This window comes from Variovorax saccharolyticus (assembly GCF_030316765.1).
Lineage (GTDB): Bacteria > Pseudomonadota > Gammaproteobacteria > Burkholderiales > Burkholderiaceae_C > Variovorax > Variovorax saccharolyticus.
On sequence record NZ_JASZYT010000007.1, the window covers coordinates 350476 to 369250 of the forward strand.

The 18775-nt window shown below is 68.6% G+C and carries 18 protein-coding genes; all 18 read right to left on the reverse strand.

What is annotated here, in order from left to right; genetic code table 11:
- Positions 1 to 28: 28 nt before the first annotated feature.
- Entirely contained in the window at positions 29 to 1360 is a 1332-nt protein-coding gene (locus QTI45_RS22405) for an adenylosuccinate synthase (RefSeq protein WP_286368161.1), read from the reverse strand.
- A gap of 20 nt (positions 1361 to 1380) precedes the next feature.
- Positions 1381 to 2535, reverse strand: coding sequence for an ATP phosphoribosyltransferase regulatory subunit (locus QTI45_RS22410; protein WP_286655942.1), 1155 nt, complete (start codon positions 2533 to 2535; stop codon positions 1381 to 1383).
- 79 nt (positions 2536 to 2614) lie between these two features.
- Entirely contained in the window at positions 2615 to 2803 is a 189-nt protein-coding gene (locus QTI45_RS22415; protein WP_286368163.1) for a DUF2065 domain-containing protein, read from the reverse strand.
- 17 nt (positions 2804 to 2820) lie between these two features.
- Positions 2821 to 3723, reverse strand: a complete 903-nt coding sequence (hflC, locus tag QTI45_RS22420) for a protease modulator HflC (RefSeq protein ID WP_286655943.1) — start codon at positions 3721 to 3723, stop codon at positions 2821 to 2823.
- A 13-nt stretch (positions 3724 to 3736) separates the two neighbouring features.
- Positions 3737 to 5080, reverse strand: coding sequence for an FtsH protease activity modulator HflK (hflK, locus tag QTI45_RS22425; RefSeq protein ID WP_286655995.1), 1344 nt, complete (start codon positions 5078 to 5080; stop codon positions 3737 to 3739).
- Positions 5081 to 5159: 79 nt separating this feature from the next.
- A complete protein-coding gene (gene hflX, locus QTI45_RS22430) occupies positions 5160 to 6329 on the reverse strand; it encodes a GTPase HflX (protein WP_286655944.1) in 1170 nt (389 codons plus the stop codon).
- A gap of 53 nt (positions 6330 to 6382) precedes the next feature.
- Positions 6383 to 6628, reverse strand: a complete 246-nt coding sequence (hfq, locus tag QTI45_RS22435; protein ID WP_093123058.1) for an RNA chaperone Hfq — start codon at positions 6626 to 6628, stop codon at positions 6383 to 6385.
- A 187-nt stretch (positions 6629 to 6815) separates the two neighbouring features.
- On the reverse strand, positions 6816 to 8156 hold the full coding sequence (gene der / locus QTI45_RS22440) for a ribosome biogenesis GTPase Der (protein WP_286368166.1): 1341 nt from the start codon (positions 8154 to 8156) through the stop codon (positions 6816 to 6818).
- A 21-nt stretch (positions 8157 to 8177) separates the two neighbouring features.
- Positions 8178 to 9323, reverse strand: a complete 1146-nt coding sequence (gene bamB / locus QTI45_RS22445) for an outer membrane protein assembly factor BamB (protein ID WP_286655945.1) — start codon at positions 9321 to 9323, stop codon at positions 8178 to 8180.
- Positions 9320 to 10015 carry a YfgM family protein gene (locus tag QTI45_RS22450; RefSeq protein ID WP_286655946.1) on the reverse strand — a complete coding sequence of 232 codons (696 nt, stop codon included), beginning with the start codon at positions 10013 to 10015 and terminating at the stop codon, positions 9320 to 9322. Before QTI45_RS22450 ends, bamB begins: the two co-directional genes overlap by 4 nt.
- Positions 10016 to 10018: 3 nt before the next feature.
- The gene (gene hisS / locus QTI45_RS22455; RefSeq protein ID WP_286655947.1) at positions 10019 to 11320 is read right to left on the reverse strand and encodes a histidine--tRNA ligase; all 1302 of its coding nucleotides are present in this window, start codon (positions 11318 to 11320) and stop codon (positions 10019 to 10021) included.
- 9 nt (positions 11321 to 11329) lie between these two features.
- Positions 11330 to 12622 carry a flavodoxin-dependent (E)-4-hydroxy-3-methylbut-2-enyl-diphosphate synthase gene (gene ispG, locus QTI45_RS22460; RefSeq protein WP_286368170.1) on the reverse strand — a complete coding sequence of 431 codons (1293 nt, stop codon included), beginning with the start codon at positions 12620 to 12622 and terminating at the stop codon, positions 11330 to 11332.
- An 11-nt stretch (positions 12623 to 12633) separates the two neighbouring features.
- Complete coding sequence (locus tag QTI45_RS22465) at positions 12634 to 13542, reverse strand: helix-turn-helix domain-containing protein (RefSeq protein ID WP_286655948.1); 909 nt, start codon at positions 13540 to 13542, stop codon at positions 12634 to 12636.
- The gene (pilW, locus tag QTI45_RS22470; protein WP_286655949.1) at positions 13535 to 14368 is read right to left on the reverse strand and encodes a type IV pilus biogenesis/stability protein PilW; all 834 of its coding nucleotides are present in this window, start codon (positions 14366 to 14368) and stop codon (positions 13535 to 13537) included. The genes QTI45_RS22465 and pilW overlap by 8 nt, the downstream gene beginning before the upstream one ends.
- Before the next feature lie 4 nt (positions 14369 to 14372).
- Positions 14373 to 15521 carry a dual-specificity RNA methyltransferase RlmN gene (gene rlmN / locus QTI45_RS22475; protein ID WP_286655950.1) on the reverse strand — a complete coding sequence of 383 codons (1149 nt, stop codon included), beginning with the start codon at positions 15519 to 15521 and terminating at the stop codon, positions 14373 to 14375.
- 20 nt (positions 15522 to 15541) lie between these two features.
- Positions 15542 to 15967: a nucleoside-diphosphate kinase gene (gene ndk / locus QTI45_RS22480; protein ID WP_286368174.1), complete on the reverse strand. Its 426-nt coding sequence runs from the start codon at positions 15965 to 15967 to the stop codon at positions 15542 to 15544.
- 151 nt (positions 15968 to 16118) lie between these two features.
- Positions 16119 to 17861, reverse strand: coding sequence for a pseudouridine synthase (locus QTI45_RS22485; RefSeq protein WP_286655951.1), 1743 nt, complete (start codon positions 17859 to 17861; stop codon positions 16119 to 16121).
- On the reverse strand, positions 17858 to 18649 hold the full coding sequence (gene scpB, locus QTI45_RS22490; RefSeq protein WP_286655952.1) for an SMC-Scp complex subunit ScpB: 792 nt from the start codon (positions 18647 to 18649) through the stop codon (positions 17858 to 17860). The genes QTI45_RS22485 and scpB overlap by 4 nt, the downstream gene beginning before the upstream one ends.
- Between the last annotated feature and the right edge of the window lie 126 nt (positions 18650 to 18775).

The following is an 18775-nucleotide window of genomic DNA, read 5'->3' on the forward strand; positions in this document are numbered from 1 at the left end:
TCATGGTGTTCCTGCGGGGTGGTTGCGTTCAGTCGGCCAGGTAGGGATGGCGCATCATGATCGTGTGGTCGCGATCGGGGCTGGTCGACACCATGTGGATCGGCACGCCCGTGACCTGTTCGATGCGCTGCAGGTAGAGCCGCGCATTGATCGGCAGCTTGTCGTACTGGGTCACGCCCACGGTGCTGTCGCTCCAGCCCTCGAGCGTCTCGTAGACCGGCGTGCAGCGCTCGATCTCGTCGGCGCCCATCGGCAGGATGTCGGTGTACTCGCCGTCCAGCTCGTAGCCGGTGCACAGCTTCAGTTCCTCGAGGCCGTCGAGCACGTCGAGCTTGGTGATGCACAGGCCGGAGAGGCCGTTGACCTGGGCCGAGCGCTTGAGCAGCGCGGCGTCGAACCAGCCGCAGCGGCGGCTCCGGCCCGTGGTCACGCCCTTCTCGGCGCCCACGTTGCTCAGGTGCCAGCCGACCGTGCCGGGCTTTTCCCAGTCGAGTTCGGTCGGGAACGGGCCGCCGCCGACGCGCGTGCAGTAGGCCTTGGTGATGCCGAGCACGTAGTGCAGCATGCCCGGGCCGACGCCCGAACCGGCGGCCGCATTGCCGGCCACGCAGTTGCTCGAGGTGACGTAGGGATAGGTGCCGTGGTCGACGTCGAGCAGCGTGCCTTGCGCGCCCTCGAACAGCAGGTTGGCGCCGGCGCGATGGGCGTCGTTGAGCTCGCGCGAGACGTCGGCCATCATCGGCTTGAGCAGTTCGGCGTGACGCATCGCCTCGTCGTAGACGGTGTCGAAATCGATCGCCGGCGCGCTCAGCACCTGGGTCAGCACGTGGTTGTGCAGGTCGAGCAGCACGCGCAGCTTGGTGGCGAAGCGCTCGGGATGCTTCAGGTCCTGCACGCGCAGCGCGCGGCGTGCGATCTTGTCCTCGTAGGCCGGGCCGATGCCGCGGCCGGTGGTGCCGATCTTCTCGATGCCGCCCTTCTCGCGGTAGGCCTCGCGGGCGATGTCGAGCGCCGCATGGAACGGCAGGATCAGCGGGCAGGCCTCGCTGACGCGCAGCCGCGACCGGACTTCGACCCCGGCCTTCTCGAGGCCTTCGATCTCCTCGAACAGCTTGGCCGCCGAAACGACCACGCCGTTGCCGATGTAGCACTTGACGCCCGGCCGCATGATGCCGCTCGGGATCAGGTGCAGCGCGGTCTTGACGCCGTTGATGACCAGCGTGTGGCCGGCATTGTGGCCGCCCTGGAAGCGCACCACGCCCTGCGCGCTTTCGGTCAGCCAGTCGACCAGTTTGCCCTTGCCTTCGTCGCCCCACTGGGTGCCGACGACGACCACGTTTCTTCCGGTGGTAACGCTCATGATGTCTCGCTTCTCAAGATTCAGATGACTTGCACGCGCCATTGGCCGCCGGCTTCGACAAGCTCGCGGTCGCAATGGAATTCGTCGATTTCGTTGCCGTGGCCCGGCAGCACGCAGACCACGGTCTCGCCTTCGCCGCGCAATGCGGCGATGGCCTTGTTGAGCGTCTCGGAGTCGCTCCAGGGCGCGCGGATCGCGGCCCGCAGCGGCCGCGCCGGCAGCGCCGCGACCAGTTCGCGCAGGTCGAGGCTGAAGCCGACCGCCGGACGGTTGCGGCCGAACACGGCACCCACCTCGTCGTAGCGGCCGCCGCGCACCAGCGAGTCGCTGGCGCCCTCGGTGTAGATGCCGAAGCGCATGCCGCTGTAGTAGGCATAGCCGCGCAGGTCGGCCAGGTCGAAGCTCACGCGCGCGCCCTCGAGGCGGGCGGCGAGCTGCTTCAGGTCGGACAGCGCGGCGCGAATGCCGGGCGCGTCGGGCAGCACTCGGGCCGCCTCGTCGAGCACGGCGGCGTCGCCGTAGAGCTGCACCAGGGCCAGCAGGCCTTCGCGCGACGGCGCCGGAAAGGCGGCCGTGAGCTCGCGCAGCGAGCTGGCGTCCTTGGCCGCCAGCGCCGCATGGACCCGCGCGATGGCGGCCGCATCGACCGGCACGCCGGCGAACAGCGCACGCACGATGCGGGCGTCGGCCAGGTCGACGATCACGGGCGACTGCGCGAATCCGGTCACGCGCAGGCAGTCGAGGGCCAGCCGGAGGACCTCGGTGTCGGCCTCGAGCCCGGCGTGGCCGTAGATCTCGGCCCCGAACTGCAGCGGCTCGCGGGTCGCGTGGGGCCGGTCGGGCCGGGTATGGACCACCGGGCCGCAGTAGCACAGCCGCGCCACGCCCGAGCGGTTGAGCAGATGGGCATCGATGCGCGCCACCTGGGGCGTGGTGTCGGCGCGCAGGCCCATGCTGCGCCCCGAGAGCTGGTCGACCAGCTTGAAGGTCTGCAGGTCGAGCGCTTCGCCGGTGCCGGACAGGAGCGATTCGAGATGCTCCAGCAGCGGCGGCATCACCAGCTCGTAGCCATAGCCACGGGCGGTGTCGAGCAGCTGGCGTCGAAGTTCTTCGATGTGGCGCGCCTCGGAAGGCAGCACATCGGCAATGTGATCCGGGAGGACCCAGGCGGACATGGGGATCGGGGGCGTGGTTAAACCGGGATTCTACCGGGAGCGCGCAGGCAGGCGCCGTGCCGCCGGCTCAGGCCGGGGTTCAAGCGAGCAGCCAGAGCAGGGCCAGGCCGAGAAGAATGCTGCAAAGGCCGAAGAAGCGCAGCTGGCCGTCGCGCAGCTGCATGAGCTGACCGAAGCCCCGCCGCCATCCTCCTGGAGACAGGAAAGGCAGCAGGCCCTCGATCACCAGGACCAGGGCCAGCGCGCTCCAGAAGGTGTCGCCGTCCACGACGCTTGCGGCCGTCCTCAGCGACGCGGTGCGTTGCTGGTCGAGCCGGAGCCCTGCATCGCCCGGAAGAATTCCGACGACGGGTCGAGCACCAGGACGTCGCTCTTCTTGTTGAAGCTCTGCTTGTAGGCGTCCAGGCTGCGATAGAACTGCGCGAACTGCGGGTCGCGGCCAAAGGCCTCGGCATAGATGCCGGCGGCGCGGCCATCGCCCTCGCCCTTGATCTTCTGTGCATCGCGGTAGGCATTGGCGACGATCACCTCGCGCTGGCGGTCGGCGTCGGCGCGGATCTTCTCGCCTTCGGCGAAGCCGGTCGAGCGCAGCTCGTTGGCGACCCGCTTGCGCTCGGCCTCCATGCGGCGGTAGACCGACTCGGTGATCGCCTCGACATAGTCGACCCGCGTGATGCGGACGTCGACGATGTCCACGCCCCAGGGCTTGTTGGCGCCCTTCACGACCGCCAGCACTTCGCGCTGGACGTCGGCCATCAGCTGGTCGCGGCGGGTCGAGATCAGGTCGCGCACGGTGCGCTTGTTGATGTTTTCCTGGAAGGCGTTTCGCACCACCCGGTTGAGCTGCACCGCGCCGGCGTTCTCGTCGAGGCCGACGTTGCGGATGTACTCCGAGGGATTGGTGATGCGCCAGCGCACGTACCAGTCGATCACCACCCGCTGCTTCTCGGCCGTGAGCATCGGCTCCGGGTCGAGGCTGGACAGGGTCAGCAGCCGCTTGTCGATGTACGACACGTTCTGGAACGGCGGCGGCAGCTTGAAGTTCAAGCCGGGCTCGGTGATCACTTCCTTGATCTGGCCGAGGGCGTAGACGACGCCGAACTGGCGCTGGTCGACCACGAAGAGCGTGGAACTCAGCAGCGCGAGCGCCACCAGGACCGACGAGACGATGAATCCGATTCTGTTCATGTTTTTCTGGTCCTCAGCGCACGTCGCGATCGCGGGAACGGCCGTCGCGGGCCCGGGCATCGCCGGCGGACGGAGCGACCGGGATCACCGACGACTGCGGCGCGGCGGTGCCGGCGACGTTGGGGCTCGCGGCATCCGATGGCGTGCCGGCGGCATTGGCGCCGGTCTGCTGCATCAGCTTGTCGAGCGGCAGGTACAGCAGGTTCGAGTTCTGCTTGGAATCGACCAGGATCTTGCTGGTGCTGCTGTAGATCTGCTGCATGGCATCGGTGTACATGCGGTCGCGCGTCACTTGCGGTGCCTTCTGGTATTCGGACAGCACCGAGCTGAAGCGCTGCGCATCACCCTGCGCCTGGGCCACGATCCGCGCCTTGTAGGCCTCGGATTCTTCCTTCAGGCGCGAGCCGGTACCGGTCGCGCGAGGCACCACGTCGTTGGCGTAGGCCTGGGCCTCGTTCTTGGCGCGCTCGCGTTCCTGGCCGGCCTTGAGCACGTCGTCGAAGGCCGCCTGCACCTGCTCGGGCGGACGCACGCCGCCCTGCTGCAGGTTGATCGCCACGACCTCGACGCCGAGGTTGTAGCGGTCGAGGATGGTCTGCATCAGGGTGCGCACGCGCGGGGCGATCTGGTCGCGTTCGTCGGCCAGCGCCGCATCCATGCGCATCTTGCCGACCACTTCGCGCACCGCCGTCTCGGCCACCTGCACCACGGTGTCCGTGGGCGCCTTGCTTTCGAAAAGGAAGGCGCGGGCGTCGTTCAGGCGGTACTGCACCGCGAACTTGATCTCGACGATGTTCTCGTCTTCGGTCAGCATCGCCGACTCGCGCAGGCCGGTGGAGCGCACGATGGTGTCGCGGCCGACGTCGACCGAACGGATCTGCGTCGTCACGACCATCTCATGGCGCTGGATCGGGTACGGCAGCCGCCAGTTGAAGCCGGCGCCCACGGTCGCCTTGTAGCGGCCGAACTGGGTGATCACGGCCTGCTGGCCTTCGTTGACGATGAAGAAGCCGGTGCCGAGCCAGATCAGGACCGCGACCACCGCGATCAGCCCGAGCCCGAAGCCCGCGTTCTTCATGTCGGGGCGCATGCCGCCGCCGTTGCCATTGCCGCCCGGCGGACGGTCGCCGCCGCCGCGCCCGCCGCCGAACAGGCCGCCGAGCTTGCGGTTGAAGTCGCGCCAGAGTTCGTCGAGGTCGGGCGGTCCCTGGTTCGGGCCCTGGCCCCGCGGGCGGTTGTTGTTGCCGGAAGGCGGTGGCGCGGGCGGCTCGCCGTCGGGCCGGTTGGCGGCCGGACGGTCGCCATTGGGCGAGGAATCGTCGCCCCGGCCCCAGCGGCCGTCGTTCAGGTTGAACATCGCCGGAAACCGTCTCCACACTGGCTTTGAATTCATTCGAGTCTGTTCTTTGGTCAGTGAAGTGGGATTGTGCACAAACTCAGTCGGCCGCCTCGTGCAATTCGGCTCCGCCCTCTAAGGGCATCTCCTCGGCCACCGACTGCGAGCGCAAGGCCAATTCGGCCCGCAGCGCCGGAAGCCCTTCTGCGGTATGCGCGCTCAGGAAGATCCGCGACACCTGCACGCCGTCGATGTCCATTTCGTCCTGCAGATTGAGGGGCCGCTGCGTGCTTTCAAGGGCGTCGAGCTTGTTGAATACCAGCAATTGCGGCACGGCGTCGGCGCCGATGTCCCTGAGCACCGACTGGACCTCGGCCATCTGCTCGGGATGATGCGGATTGGAGGCATCCACCACGTGCAGCAGCAAGTCGGCGTCGACCGCCTCCTGCAGGGTCGCCTTGAAGGCATCGATGAGCCCGTGCGGCAGGTCGCGGATGAAGCCGACGGTGTCGGAGATCGACACCTTGCGGCGCGCATCGCCGAGGTAGAGCTGCCGCGTGGTGGTGTCCAGCGTCGCGAACAGCTGGTCGGCGGCATATGCGCGGGCCTTGACCAGCGCATTGAACAGCGACGACTTGCCCGCGTTGGTGTAGCCGACCAGGGAGATGTTGAAGGTGTCGCGCCGCTCGCGCTGCCGGCGCTGCGTGCCGCGCTGGCGCTGCACCTTGACCAGGCGCTCGCGGGTGCGCTTGATGGATTCGCCGATCATCCGGCGGTCGAGTTCGATCTGCTTTTCACCCGGGCCGCCGCGCACGCCGGCACCGCCGGTCTGACGCTCCAGGTGGGACCAGCGCCGCACCAGCCGGGTGCTCAGGTACTGCAGGCGCGCCAGTTCGACCTGCAGCTTGCCTTCATGCGAACGGGCGCGCTGGGCGAAGATTTCGAGGATCAGGAAGGTGCGGTCGTAGACCGCGATGCCGAGCTGGCGCTCGAGATTGCGCTGTTGCGCGGGACTCAGCGACTGGTCGAAGACCACCTCGCTGGCGCGATGCAGTTCGGCCAGTTCGCGGATCTCGTCGGCCTTGCCGCTGCCGACGAAAAGCGCCGCGTCGGGCGCCTTTCGCTTGCAGACCAGGCGCGCGACGGGCTGCAGGCCCGCGGTCTGCGCGAGCAGGCCGAGTTCCTCGAGTTCGCCGTCGAAATGGGGCAGTCCGAAATCCACGCCGACGAGAACGACGGCGCCTTCAATCCGGGGGATCAGTTCAGACAAGCGGAATCACATGTGAAAAAGCGCGGCGGATGAACCGCCGCGCTTCGCGCCGATCAGGCGGCGGTGTCGTCGTTCTCGGCAGCCGAGAAGTTGACGGCCCGACCCGGCACGATGGTGGAGATGGCGTGCTTGTAGACCATCTGGGTCACCGTATTGCGAAGCAACACGACGTACTGGTCGAACGACTCGATCTGGCCCTGCAGCTTGATGCCGTTGACCAGATAGATCGAAACCGGCACATGCTCGCGACGCAAGGTATTCAGAAACGGGTCTTGAAGAAGCTGCCCTTTATTGCTCACGATATTCTCCGTGTTCAAGAGTTGTTGTTGGACCGGTCACCTTAACACAGCGATTCTGCATCGCAGCAAATAAGTCCAAAGGCCTTTGAAAAATAACGGCACCGAAAGCCGGAACTTCCGTGCTCGACGCCGGTCATCGGCTCTCATTAGAGCTCAAAAGCGCCCGGGCCTGCCAGCCATCGGAGCCCTATTCGTCCTTGTCGGCATACGGATTGCTGGAGGTCTTGAGCTGGATGCGCAGCGGCGTGCCGACCAGGTCGAATTCCTTGCGGAAGCGGCCTTCCAGGAAGCGCTTGTAGGCCTCGGTGACATGCTCCAGCGAATTGCCGTGGATGATGATGATCGGCGGATTCATCCCCCCCTGGTGCGCATAGCGCATCTTCGGGCGGAACATACCCGAGCGTTTCGGCGCCTGGAATTGCACCGCCTCCAGCAGCAGCCGCGTCAGCACCGGCGTCGACATCTTGCGGGTGGCCGACTTGTGGGCCTGCACGATCGACTGCCACACGGGCCCCAGGCCCTGCCGCTTGATGGCGGAAATGAAATGCAGCGAGGCGAACTTGAGGAACGGGAGCCGGGTCTCGATCTGGCGCTGGATCTGCTCGCGCTGGTAGCTGTCGACCGCGTCCCACTTGTTGATCGCGATCACCACCGCCCGGCCGCTCTCGAGGATGTAGCCGGCGATGTGGGCGTCCTGGTCGGTCACGCCCTGGGTGGCGTCCAGCAGCAGCAGCACGACATTGGCCGATTCGATGGCCTGCAGCGTCTTGACCACCGAGAACTTCTCGATCGCCTCGAACACCTTGCCCTTGCGGCGCAGGCCGGCGGTATCGATCAGTTCGAAGCGCTGGCCATTGCGCTCGAACGGCACCGAAATCGCGTCGCGCGTGGTGCCCGGCAGGTCGAAGGCGACCAGCCGCTCCTCGCCCAGCCAGGTGTTGATCAGGGTCGACTTGCCGACATTCGGGCGGCCGGCGACCGCCAGCTTGATCGGCTTGTTGGGGTCTTCTTCGGCATCTTCCTCGGGTTCGGGCAGCGCGAGCGGCTCGAGCGCGAGTTCGACCAGGTCGCGGATCCCCTGCCCGTGCGCCGCCGAGATGCCGTGCACCTCGCCGAAGCCGAGCTCGTAGAAGTCGACCAGCCTGGTGCCGTCGTGCATGCCTTCGGCCTTGTTGGCCACCAGCACGCAGGGCTTGCCGAGCCGGCGCAATTCGTTCGCGATGTCATGGTCCTGGGCCGACAGCCCTTCCCGCGCATCGACCACGAAGATCACGACATCCGCCTCGGCCACGGCCTGCCGGGTCTGCTTGGCCATCTCCTTGAAGATGCCGCTGCCGGCGTCGGGTTCGAAGCCGCCGGTGTCGATGACGATGAACTCGTGCTTGCCGATGCGCCCGTTGCCGTAGTGGCGGTCGCGCGTGAGGCCGGCGAAGTCGGCGACGATGGCGTCGCGCGTCTGCGTCAGGCGGTTGAACAGGGTCGACTTCCCGACGTTGGGACGCCCGACCAGCGCGATGACCGGCTTCATGGAAGGCGTCCTTTCACTTGATTACTCGGGCCGATAGCCGAACACGCCGCCATTGCGGGTGACGACCACGACCGTGTTGCCGGCCAGGACCGGTGTCGCCGCGATGGCGGAGCCATCGGGCGTGAGGCGGTTCAACGGCTTGCCATCGTCGCGCGAGAGCACGTGCACCAGGCCGGTGGTGTCGCCGATGATCAGCGAACGGCCGACCGCCAGCGGCGCCGTCAGGATCCGGTACTTGAGCAGGTCGGCCTGCTGCCAGGCGCGCTCGCCGTCGGTGCGCCGCCAGGCGAGCACGGCGCCGCTGTCCTCGGTGCCGTAGACGAAGCGGTCGTCGCCGCCGACGCCGTCGGCGCCCACTGCCGGCTTGGTCCAGAGCAATGCGCCGCGTGCGGTGTCGACGCAGCCGACGTTGGCGAAATAGGCCCGCGCGCAGACCACCTCGCCCTGCCGGCTCACGGTGCCGGTCAGGTCGACCAGGCGCTCGACGTCGTTGGTGCCGCGCGGCGCCGCGATCGGCGACTCCCAGCGCGACTGGCCATTGGCCGGATTGATGCCGACCAGGCGGCCGCCGACGCCCGCGATGAGGGTGTCGCCCACGGCCAGCAGCACGCCCGGCTTCTTGAGCACGAGGTTCTCGGCGGTGCGCTGCTGCGACCAGAGGCGGCGGCCGCTCTGGCCGTCCCAGGCGCTGGTCGTGCGATCTGCGGCCTGGACGAAGATGCGGCGGCCCGCCACCAGCGGCGGCGTGTAGGCCTGCGCCGTGAGGCGCTCCTTCCAGAGCACCTTGCCGGCCTCCAGCGCCACCAGTTCGCTGTTGGCCGTGACCACCGCGACCGTGCGGCCGTCGCTGCCGACGCCGGCCGCGAGCGGCGCACCGACGCTGGCGCGCCAGAGTTCGGTGCCGGCCCGGGCATCGATCACGACCACGGTTCCATCGGCCCCGGCGACCGCGATCTGGTCGCCGTTCACGACGGTGGACAAGGGGAACTCGACCTTCGGGATCTTGATGGTCCAGGCCTGCTTGATGCCCATCAGCGCAACGTTGGGCGGCAGGTCGGCGGGCTTCGGCCGCGGCGTGCCGGAGCAGGCGGCCAGCGCGGCGACCAATGCCGCGGCGGTCCCGATGCGCAGGGCGGGCGCCAGAGTCAGGTAACGCTTCAAATTCATGGTGTGGTCTTGGCTGGGGATGCGGCGCCGGCGGCCGCCGGAGCCACGCTCTTCGGGTCGACGCCGACGGCGTTGAGCTTGATCTCGACCAGGCGGCGGTAGTCGGCGCCCGGTTCGAAGGCGGCCAGGGCCTTGAGGTACTCGGCCTTGGCCTCGTCGCGCTTGCCCTGCGTGAGGTAGATGTCGCCCTTGCGATCGGCCACCAGCGCATCGAATTCCTTCGGCACGCTGCTCGAAAGCGCCTTCAGGGCCTCGTCGTACTGCTTGGCCTCGAGCAGTTCGCCCGCCAGCCTGAGCCTGGCGACCGCCTGGTAGCCGGGGTCGACCGCGTGCTCGGAAACCCAGGCCAGCGCACCGCGCGAGCCCTCGGCATTGCCCTTGTCGTACAGCGCGCGGGCCGCCAGCAGGCCGGCCTGCTGCGCATAGGCGGTGCCTGCGAACTTGTCCTTCATGTCGGCCAGCGCCCGCTCGATGCGGGCCGTGTCGCCAGCCTGCGCACTGCGTTCGACTTCGTCATAGAGCGCCGAGGCCTGCAAGGCCTTGGTGCGCTGGAAATACTGCCAGCCGTTCCAGGCCACGAAGGCACCGGCCGCGAGCAGCACGACCCAGGTGATGAGGGTGCCGTAGGTGTTCCAGAAATGCTTGAGCTGGTCGAGCTGTTCCTGTTCTTCGAGATCGAGATGGGTGGCCATGCGCTATGAATGTTGGGGAGCCGAGGATTGTAGGGTGGCGGCCCAGGCAGCCACGTCGGCCAGCGGCCGCGTGGTCTGGGCGCCGCTGCCGTCGCGCAGCGCCTTGACCGTGACCTCGCCGCGGGCGAGCTCGTCGGCGCCGAAGACCAGCGCATGCGCCGCGCCGCTGGCGTCGGCCTTCTTGAACTGCGACTTGAAGCTGCCGAGGCCGTCGGCCGTGGCCGCATGCATCTGGGCCCGCAGGCCGGCATCGCGCAGCTGCTGCAGGGTGCGCAGCGCGACCGGCATGGCGGCGGCGTCGGGCACCACCGCGTAGACGTCGGGGACCGGCAGCGGGATCTGCGTGCCCTGCTCCTTCACCAGCTCGAGCACGCGCTCAACGCCCAGCGCCCAGCCGACCGCCGGCGCCGCCTTGCCGCCGATCTGCACGATCAGGTCGTCGTAGCGGCCGCCGGCGCAGACCGTGCCCTGCGAGCCGAGCCGGTCGGTCACGAACTCGAACACGCTGAGGTTGTAGTAGTCGAGGCCGCGCACGAGCCGCGGATTGATCGTGTAGCCGATGCCGTTGGCGTCCAGGATGGCGCGCAGACCGTTGAAATGCGCCAGCGATTCCTCGCCCAGGAAGTCCATCAGCCTGGGCGCCGATTCGACCACTTCCTTCATGGCCGGATTCTTGGTGTCGAGGATGCGCAGCGGGTTGCTGTGCAGCCGGCGCTTGCCGTCTTCGTCGAGCTTGTCGGCGTGCTGCTCGAAATGGGCGATCAGCTGCGTGCGGTGCAGCGCCCGCTCGGCCGGCTGGCCCAGGCTGTTGAGTTCGAGCCGCACGTCGGTGAGGCCCAGGGCCTTCCAGAGCGCGCTGGCCAGCAGGATCAGCTCGGCATCGACGTCCGGACCGGCGAAGCCCAGGGCCTCGGCACCGATCTGGTGGAACTGGCGGTAGCGCCCGCGCTGCGGCCGCTCGTGGCGGAACATCGGGCCCATGTACCAGAGGCGCTTGCCACCGTCGTAGAGCAGCGAATGCTCGGTCACGGCGCGCACCACGCTGGCGGTGTTCTCGGGACGCAAGGTGAGCGCCTCGCCGTTGAGCTTGTCTTCGAAGGAGTACATCTCCTTCTCGACGATGTCGGTGACCTCGCCGATGCCGCGCACGAACAAGGCCGTCTGCTCGAGGATGGGCGTGCGGATATTGCGGTACGCGTAGCGGCCCATCAGGTCGCGCACGATGGCTTCGAGCCATTCCCAGCGCGCCGAATCGGGCGGCAATATGTCGTTCATGCCTTTGACGGCACTGATTTTTTCAGCCATGGATGGAGCTCAGGCGACCTCGGAAGCGATGCCGCTGCCGAAGCGTTTTTGGATGTAGGTTTCGACCAGCTGGTGGAACTCGTTGGCGATGTTGTCGCCACGCAGCGTGAGGGCCTTCTGGCCATCGATGAAGACCGGCGCCGCCGGCGCCTCCCCGGTGCCGGGCAGGCTGATGCCGATGTCGGCGTGCTTGCTCTCGCCCGGCCCGTTGACGATGCAGCCCATGACGGCCACCTTCATGGTCTCGACGCCCGGATATTTGTTGCGCCAGACCGGCATCTGCATGCGCAGGTAGTCGTCGATCTGCTTGGCCAGCTCCTGGAAGGTGGTGCTGGTGGTGCGCCCGCATCCCGGGCAGGCCGTGACGCTGGGCACGAACACGCGCAGGCCCAGCGCCTGCAGGATCTCGTTGGCGATCAGCACCTCCTGGGTGCGCGATTCGCCCGGTTGCGGGGTCAGCGAGACGCGGATCGTGTCGCCGATGCCTTCCTGGAGCAGGATCGACAGCGCGGTCGCCGAAGCCACCGTGCCCTTGGTGCCCATGCCGGCCTCGGTCAGGCCCAGGTGCAGCGTGTAGTCGCAGCGGCGCGCCAGTTCGCGGTAGACCGATATGAGGTCCTGCACGCCGCTCACCTTGCAGCTCAGGATGATCTGGTTGCCGGCCATGCCCATCGACTCGGCCAGCTTCGCGGAATCGATCGCCGAGGTGACCAGCGCCTCGTACATGACCGACTTGGCGTCCCAGGGTTCGGCCCGGGCGCTGTTGGTGTCCATCAGGCTGGCCAGCAGTTCCTGGTCGAGGCTGCCCCAGTTGACGCCGATGCGCACCGGCTTGTTCCAGCGCATCGCGGCATCGATCATCTGGCCGAACTGCTTGTCCTTCTTGTCGCCCTTGCCGACGTTGCCGGGATTGATGCGGTACTTGCTGAGCGCCTCGGCGCAGGCCGGATAGTCGGTCAGCAGCCGGTGGCCGTTGTAGTGGAAGTCGCCGATCAGCGGCACGTCGACGCCCATGCGGTCGAGCTGCTCGCGGATGTAGGGCACTTGCGCCGCGGCCTCGGGCGTGTTGACCGTGATGCGCACCATCTCGGAGCCGGCGAGCGCCAGTTCCTTGACCTGGATCGCGGTGCCGATGGCGTCGACGGTGTCGGTGTTGGTCATCGACTGGACGCGCACCGGCGCATCGCCGCCGACCGTGACCGTGCGCGGTCCCCAGACCACCTGGGCCTGGCGCGAGCGGCGCGCCCGGGGCGCGGCGGGTTCGATCGGCAGGCAGCCGAGGGGATTCGGGGCATCGGTCATGAGGGGCTCGATCAGGGTTTGACTTCGAAGCGTGCCACGCCGCCGGAACGCGCGAGCGGCGTGAGGTCAAAGGCCTGACCGCGCACGCGCACATCGACCGCCGCCGCACGGCCGACCACGACCGAAAGCGGCAGTGCACCGGTCAGTCCGACGGTCTCGCCGGCCTTGACCGTGCGCCGGATCAGCTGCTTGCCGCCGGCTTCGGTCACCGTGATCCAGGACTCGTCGCGAGCGACGAAGACGATCAGGTCGTTGCCGACAGCCGCCTCCGCTGCGGGCGCGGCCGCCACGGGCTCGGCGGGAGCAGCCGGCGGCGGCAGCACCGGCAGCGCATTGGGCGCGGCCGAGGGCTCGACCGCCATGCCGGCCGCAGCCGGCGTACCCGCGGCCAGCGTGGATGGCGGCGCGGCCTCCTCGCTGGACGAACTCAGGCGCGAGAAAGCCGCGCCGACGTGGTCGAAGGCCGACTGCGGGAGCCAGAACAGGACCGCTGCGCCCAGCAGGAGCAGCACCACCACGGTCAGCAGGGCACGCGAAGGCAGTCCGCTGGCGCCTGCGCCGGAACGCGGCGCCGCCGACTTGAGGCTCCTGCTGATGGTGCGGTCGGCATCCGCCAGGCCGGGCCGCTGGGCGCCCGGCAGCTTGGCCAGGACCGGCGCCGGATCGATGCGGAGCGCGCGGCAGACGCTCGCGGCCAGCGCGCGCGCGAACACCGCGTCGGGCAGCGACTCGATGTCGTCGGCCTCGAGGGCGGCCAGTTTCTGCGGCGTCACCTTGAGCGCCGCCGCCACCATGTCGATGTGCAGGCCGTGGGCCTCCCGCGCCTCGCGCAGCATGTCGCCGGCCGTCATGTTCGTGCTGTCGCCCCCGACCAGGGGCACGGCGGCCGAAGCCCCGAATTCACTCGCTCGCTCAATCATTGAAATTTCCGCGCTCGTACGCAATCGCCTCCCGCGACTGGGGGAAGCGCCGTTGCAGCTGGCCCGCCAGCTGCGCCACCGCTTCTCGGTTGTTGAGCTGGCGTTCGATCTTGATGCCGAGCCACAAGGTCTCGGCGCTGGCCGCCGGGCTGTTGTTGACGCGGCGGATGTAGAACTGGGCCCGCTGCCAATCGTTGCGCTGGACCAGGATCGACGCCAGGTTGAAGCCGATCACCGGATTGCCGGCGTCGATCTCGTAGGCCTGCATCAGGCTGCGCTCGGCTTCGGCGCGCTGGCCCGCCTTCAGCTGGCAGACGCCCTGCGTCATGAGGGTCTTGGCGCGGTCCGTGTAGGTGGGCACCGCGAGCGCGGCGCTGAACTGCTGCTGGGCATCGGCGAAGCGGTTCTGCTGGCACAGCAGCCAGCCGTAGTTGTGCAGCACGTTGGGTTCGCGCGGATCGAGCGCGATCGCGCGGCGGAAGCTGTCTTCGGCCTGCGCCGGATCGTCGAGCCGCATGTAGACCAGGCCGCGCAGGTTGTAGGCATCGGCGAAACTCGGGTCGGCCGCCAGCGCCTGCTTGATCTCGTCGAGGGCGATCGTGGTCTGGCCCTGCTGGAAATAGCCGATCGCCAGTTCGATGCGCAGCTTGGCCCGCTTGCGTCCGTTGCTCTCGTCGGAGTCGGTCACGATGGCCGCGTCCTTGTTGGCCGAAGTCTGCAGCACGCCATTGCGGGTGTTGATGCAGCCTGCCAGCAGGAAGACTGCAGCGAGGCCGCAGGACACCTGCAGCATCAGCGTGCGTGCATTCGAAAAGGCCTTGCTCATCGGATCATTGCTCCTCGGCAGTGGGGGTGGCGGCCTTGCGAGGGGCCGGATGCAGGATCACGGTGCGCCGCTGAGCCATGCGCTCGGCCGCATGGGTGCGGTCCTTGACGTCGCCGGCCAGCTGCCCGCAGGCGGCGTCGATGTCGTCGCCGCGCGTCTTGCGCACGGTGGTGACGATGCCCGCCTCGCTCAGCACCTTGGCGAAGGCCAGGACCCGGGGCTGCGGCGAACGCAGCAGGCCCGACGCCGGAAAGGGATTGAAGGGAATCAGGTTGAACTTGCAGGACACGCCGGACGAACGCACCAGCTCGAGCAGCTGCCGCGCATGCTCGGGCTGGTCGTTGACGCCGTCGAGCATGCAGTACTCGAAGGTGATGAAGTCGCGCGGTGCGTGCGCGAGGTAACGCTTGCAGGCCTCGAGCAGTTCGGCGATCGGGTACTTGCGGTTGAGCGGCACCAGGTCGTCGCGCAGCGCATCGTTGGGCGCATGCAGCGAGACGGCGAGCGCCACGGGGCAATCGCCCCCGAGGCGGTCGATCATCGGAACCACGCCCGAGGTCGACACCGTCACGCGGCGGCGCGAAAGGCCGTAGGCGTTGTCGTCGAGCATGGTGCGCAGCGCCGGCACCAGCGCCGCGTAGTTCTGCAGCGGCTCGCCCATGCCCATCATCACGACGTTGGAGATCACGCGCTCGGCGCGCCCCAGGTGCTTGCGCAGGAAATGCTCGGCGAACCACAGCTGGGCCGTGATTTCCCCGGTCGTCAGGTTGCGGCTGAAGCCCTGGTGGCCGGTCGAGCAGAAGCGGCAGCCGACCGCACAGCCGGCCTGCGACGACACGCACAGCGTGCCGCGATCGTCCTCGGGAATGAACACGGCCTCGACCGCATTGCCGTCGCCGACATCGAACAGCCACTTGATGGTGCCGTCGGCGGATTCGTGCTGCGTGATGACCGGCAGCGCCTCGACCCGGGCGGTGGTCGCGAGTTTTTCGCGCAGCGACTTCGCCAAGTCGGTCATCTGCGCGAAATCGCTGGCGCCCCGCTGGTGGATCCAGCGGAACAACTGCGTCGCGCGAAAACGCTTCTCGCCCAGCCGTTCGCAGAACGCGGCCAATCCCTCCAGATCGAAGTCGAGCAGGTTGGCCGAGGTCATTGCGTCAGGCGGGCTCGCCCTCAGCGGGCGTAGACGTTGAGGCCGGCGAAGAAGAACGCGATTTCGACCTGCGCCGTCTCGGGCGCGTCGGAGCCGTGCACCGCGTTGGCATCGATGCTGTCGGCGAAGTCGGCGCGGATGGTGCCGGGAGCGGCCTTCTTGGGGTCGGTGGCGCCCATCAGGTCGCGGTTCTTGGCGATCGCGTTGTCGCCTTCGAGCGCCTGCACGAACACCGGGCCGGAGATCATGAACTCGACCAGATCCTTGAAGAAGGGACGCTCCTTGTGCACGGCGTAGAACTGCTCGGCTTCGGCGCGCGACAGGTGGATCAGCTTGGCGGCCACGATCTTGAGGCCGGCGGCCTCGAAGCGGGAAACGATCTTGCCGATGACGTTCTTGGCGACTGCGTCGGGCTTGATGATGGAGAGGGTGCGTTCGATGGCCATTGAAGTGCTTTCCTGAGAGCTTGAATCTGAATGAGTTCCGCCAGGGCCGCAACATGCGGGTTGCAAGCCTTGACAAAGCCTCTGATTTTAACCGGCGCGAGAGCGTTCCCTCGCCATCGGCGAGCGAAAGGCCGTGCCGGGGTACCGAAAATCAGCGGCCGCGGCGCCGACCGCCGCCCGACCCGCCGAAGTTGCCGCCACCGCCGCCGCCCCCCGGGCCGCCGCGACGCGGGCCCTGGCGCTGCTCCTTGCGCTGGCGCGAGAAGCTGTCGGTGCCGATGTAGCCGAGCGACGTCTTCATCGGGTCGGGCTGGCTGGCGCCGCCGGGTGCGCGGTCCTCGCCTTGCCGATTGCGCCCCTGGCCCTGCTGCGCGGCGCCGCCCTGCCGGTCGCCGCCGCGGCTGTTGCGGCGCCCTTGCGGCGGGCCCTTGCCGCCGCCGCGATCGGAGCGCGCACCCGGACCATGGGCCAGCGGATTCGGGATCGCCTCGCGCCCTTCGCCCTGCGGGCCGGCGGCACCGGCACCACTCCCGTTGCGGTTGCCGCGGCGCTTGCGATTGCGGTTGCGCCCGCCGTTGTCCTGGCCCGGCCCCTGGCCCCTGGGCCCGGCACCCTGCCGGGGCGCCCGCTCGCCGCCGCCGCCGGCGGCCTGGAACAGGGCCTGGATGTCGCGCTCGTCGAGCTCCATCCAGGCGCCGCGCTTGAGCCCGCGCGGCAGCACCATGGCGCCGTAGCGGATGCGGATCAGGCGGCTCACCGCGTGGCCGACCGATTCGAACAGGCGCCGCACCTCGCGGTTGCGGCCTTCCGAGATGGTGACGCGGTACCAGCAGTTGGAGCCCTCGCCGCCGCCTTCCTCGATGGTGCCGAACTGGGCCATGCCGTCGTCCAGCCGCACGCCTTCGAGCAGGCGCTTCTTCTCCTCGGCGCTCAGCGCACCGAGCACGCGCACCGCGTACTCGCGCTCCAGCCCGAAGCGCGGGTGCATCAGCTGGTTGGCCAGTTCGCCCGAGCTCGTGAACAGCAGCAGGCCTTCGGTGTTGAGGTCGAGCCGGCCGACCGACTGCCACTTGCCCTGCTGCAGGCGCGGCAGCTTGCGGAACACGGTCGGGCGGTTCTGCGGGTCGTCGTGCGTCACGACTTCGCCGACCGGCTTGTGGTAGGCGATCACGCGCGCCGGCGGTGGCGCGATGCGATAGCGGATCGGCTTGCCGTTGATCTTGACCTGGTCGCCGTACTGGATGCGCTGGCCGATGTGGGCCGGCTCGTTGTTGACCGAGATGCGCCCCTGCAGGATCAGCTGCTCCATCTCGAGCCGGGAACCCAGGCCCGCCTGGGCCAGCACCTTGTGCAGCTTGGGCGAATCGGCCTCGGGCAGCAGCACCCGCTTGAGCGGCGGCACCTCGGGGCTTTCCTCGTCGGCATCGAACTGGCCCGAAATGACGTCGGCGAAGCGGATCGGCTCGGGCGGCGGCGCATTGCGCTGCTCGCGCTCGGCGGCCCGGCGGGCGCGGTCGAGATCGTCCTCCTCCTCGTCCGGCTCCTCCTCCTCTTCATCTTCCTCGTCGTCGTCCTGCGCCGCGGCTTCGGCGCTGCGGGCCTCCACCGGCGGCTCGGTGACCGGCTCGGCGACGGCGGCCGGCTCGGAGACAGCTACGGGCTCGGCGACGGCCGCCGGTGCGGCAGCCGGCTCGACCGGCTCCATAGCCTCGGCCAGCGGCTCTGCGGGCACTTCCGCCAGCACCTCCTGCGCTACCGCCTTCGGCTTGCGGGGGCGGCGCTTGCGCGGGGCTGCGGCTCCTTCCACGGCCTCGACCGGGGTCTCGCCCGCAGGCAGCTCGGAAACGGTGTCGGCCGGCAGCGCGGCTGCATCATCGGGTTCAATGGGGCTCATGGTCGGGTTCCGGAAGAGACAGCGGTGGTGTCGGCCTCGTCGGGCGCGGATTCGGCGTCGACGGGCATGGGGGTTGCGGTTTCGGCGACCTCGGCGGCGGGCTGCGCCACCGGATCGGACGTCGCCAGGGCTTCGGCCGACGGTTCCGTGGTCGACGGTTCCGTGGTCGACGGCTCCACGGCCGGCGGCTCATCGGCCGGCGAGTCGTCCATCGGCAGCGCCGGCTGGTCGTCGCCCGCGGCCTGGCCGAGCGCGTCGATCAGCGCGCCCTGCTGCGCCGGCGTCTCGATCAGGGGCAGCTGGTCCAGCGACGCCAGGCCCAGATCGTCGAGGAACTGGCGCGTGGTCGCATAGAGCGCAGGCCGGCCCACCGTTTCGCGGTGGCCGATCACCTCGACCCAGTTGCGGTCTTCGAGCTGCTTCAGGATCAGCGAATTGATCGTGACGCCGCGGATGTCTTCCATGTCGCCGCGCGTGACCGGCTGCCGGTAGGCGATGATCGCCAGCGTCTCGAGCACCGCACGGGTGTAGCGCGGCGGCTTCTCGGGGTGCAGCCGGTCGAGGTGGTCGCGCAGCTCGGGGCGGCTCTGGAAGCGCCAGCCACTGCCCACGCTCACGAGCTCCAGGCCGCGCTGCGACCAGTCTTCCTGCAACTCGAGCAACAGCGACTTGATCGTGTCGGCGCCCAGTTCGTCGTCGAACAGCACGCGCAGTTCGCGCACCGGCAACGGCTGGGTCGAACAGATCAAGGCGGTTTCGAGAATGCGCTTGGCATCCGCCGTATTCATGGTTCGCGTTATCCGGGAAAAGGCGCCTCGAGGACGCTTGTTCAGAAGGATGGATGGAGCGCTGCCTGCACGCGGCGAAAAGCAACGCAAAGCCGGCATCAGGTGGCCGGCGCGGCCCTCGGGACC

Bases quoted from the DNA above. Each gene is read 5' to 3' on its own strand.
- QTI45_RS22405 (WP_286368161.1), bottom strand. From the start codon at position 1,360: ATGAGCGTTACCACCGGAAGAAACGTGGTCGTCGTCGGCACCCAGTGG.
- QTI45_RS22410 (WP_286655942.1), bottom strand. From the start codon at position 2,535: ATGTCCGCCTGGGTCCTCCCGGATCACATTGCCGATGTGCTGCCTTCC.
- hflC (WP_286655943.1), bottom strand. From the start codon at position 3,723: ATGAACAGAATCGGATTCATCGTCTCGTCGGTCCTGGTGGCGCTCGCG.
- hflK (WP_286655995.1), bottom strand. From the start codon at position 5,080: ATGTTCAACCTGAACGACGGCCGCTGGGGCCGGGGCGACGATTCCTCG.
- der (WP_286368166.1), bottom strand. From the start codon at position 8,156: ATGAAGCCGGTCATCGCGCTGGTCGGGCGTCCCAACGTCGGGAAGTCG.
- bamB (WP_286655945.1), bottom strand. From the start codon at position 9,323: ATGAATTTGAAGCGTTACCTGACTCTGGCGCCCGCCCTGCGCATCGGG.
- QTI45_RS22450 (WP_286655946.1), bottom strand. From the start codon at position 10,015: ATGGCCACCCATCTCGATCTCGAAGAACAGGAACAGCTCGACCAGCTC.
- hisS (WP_286655947.1), bottom strand. From the start codon at position 11,320: ATGGCTGAAAAAATCAGTGCCGTCAAAGGCATGAACGACATATTGCCG.
- ispG (WP_286368170.1), bottom strand. From the start codon at position 12,622: ATGACCGATGCCCCGAATCCCCTCGGCTGCCTGCCGATCGAACCCGCC.
- QTI45_RS22465 (WP_286655948.1), bottom strand. From the start codon at position 13,542: ATGATTGAGCGAGCGAGTGAATTCGGGGCTTCGGCCGCCGTGCCCCTG.
- pilW (WP_286655949.1), bottom strand. From the start codon at position 14,368: ATGAGCAAGGCCTTTTCGAATGCACGCACGCTGATGCTGCAGGTGTCC.
- rlmN (WP_286655950.1), bottom strand. From the start codon at position 15,521: ATGACCTCGGCCAACCTGCTCGACTTCGATCTGGAGGGATTGGCCGCG.
- ndk (WP_286368174.1), bottom strand. From the start codon at position 15,967: ATGGCCATCGAACGCACCCTCTCCATCATCAAGCCCGACGCAGTCGCC.
- QTI45_RS22485 (WP_286655951.1), bottom strand. From the start codon at position 17,861: ATGAGCCCCATTGAACCCGATGATGCAGCCGCGCTGCCGGCCGACACC.
- scpB (WP_286655952.1), bottom strand. From the start codon at position 18,649: ATGAATACGGCGGATGCCAAGCGCATTCTCGAAACCGCCTTGATCTGT.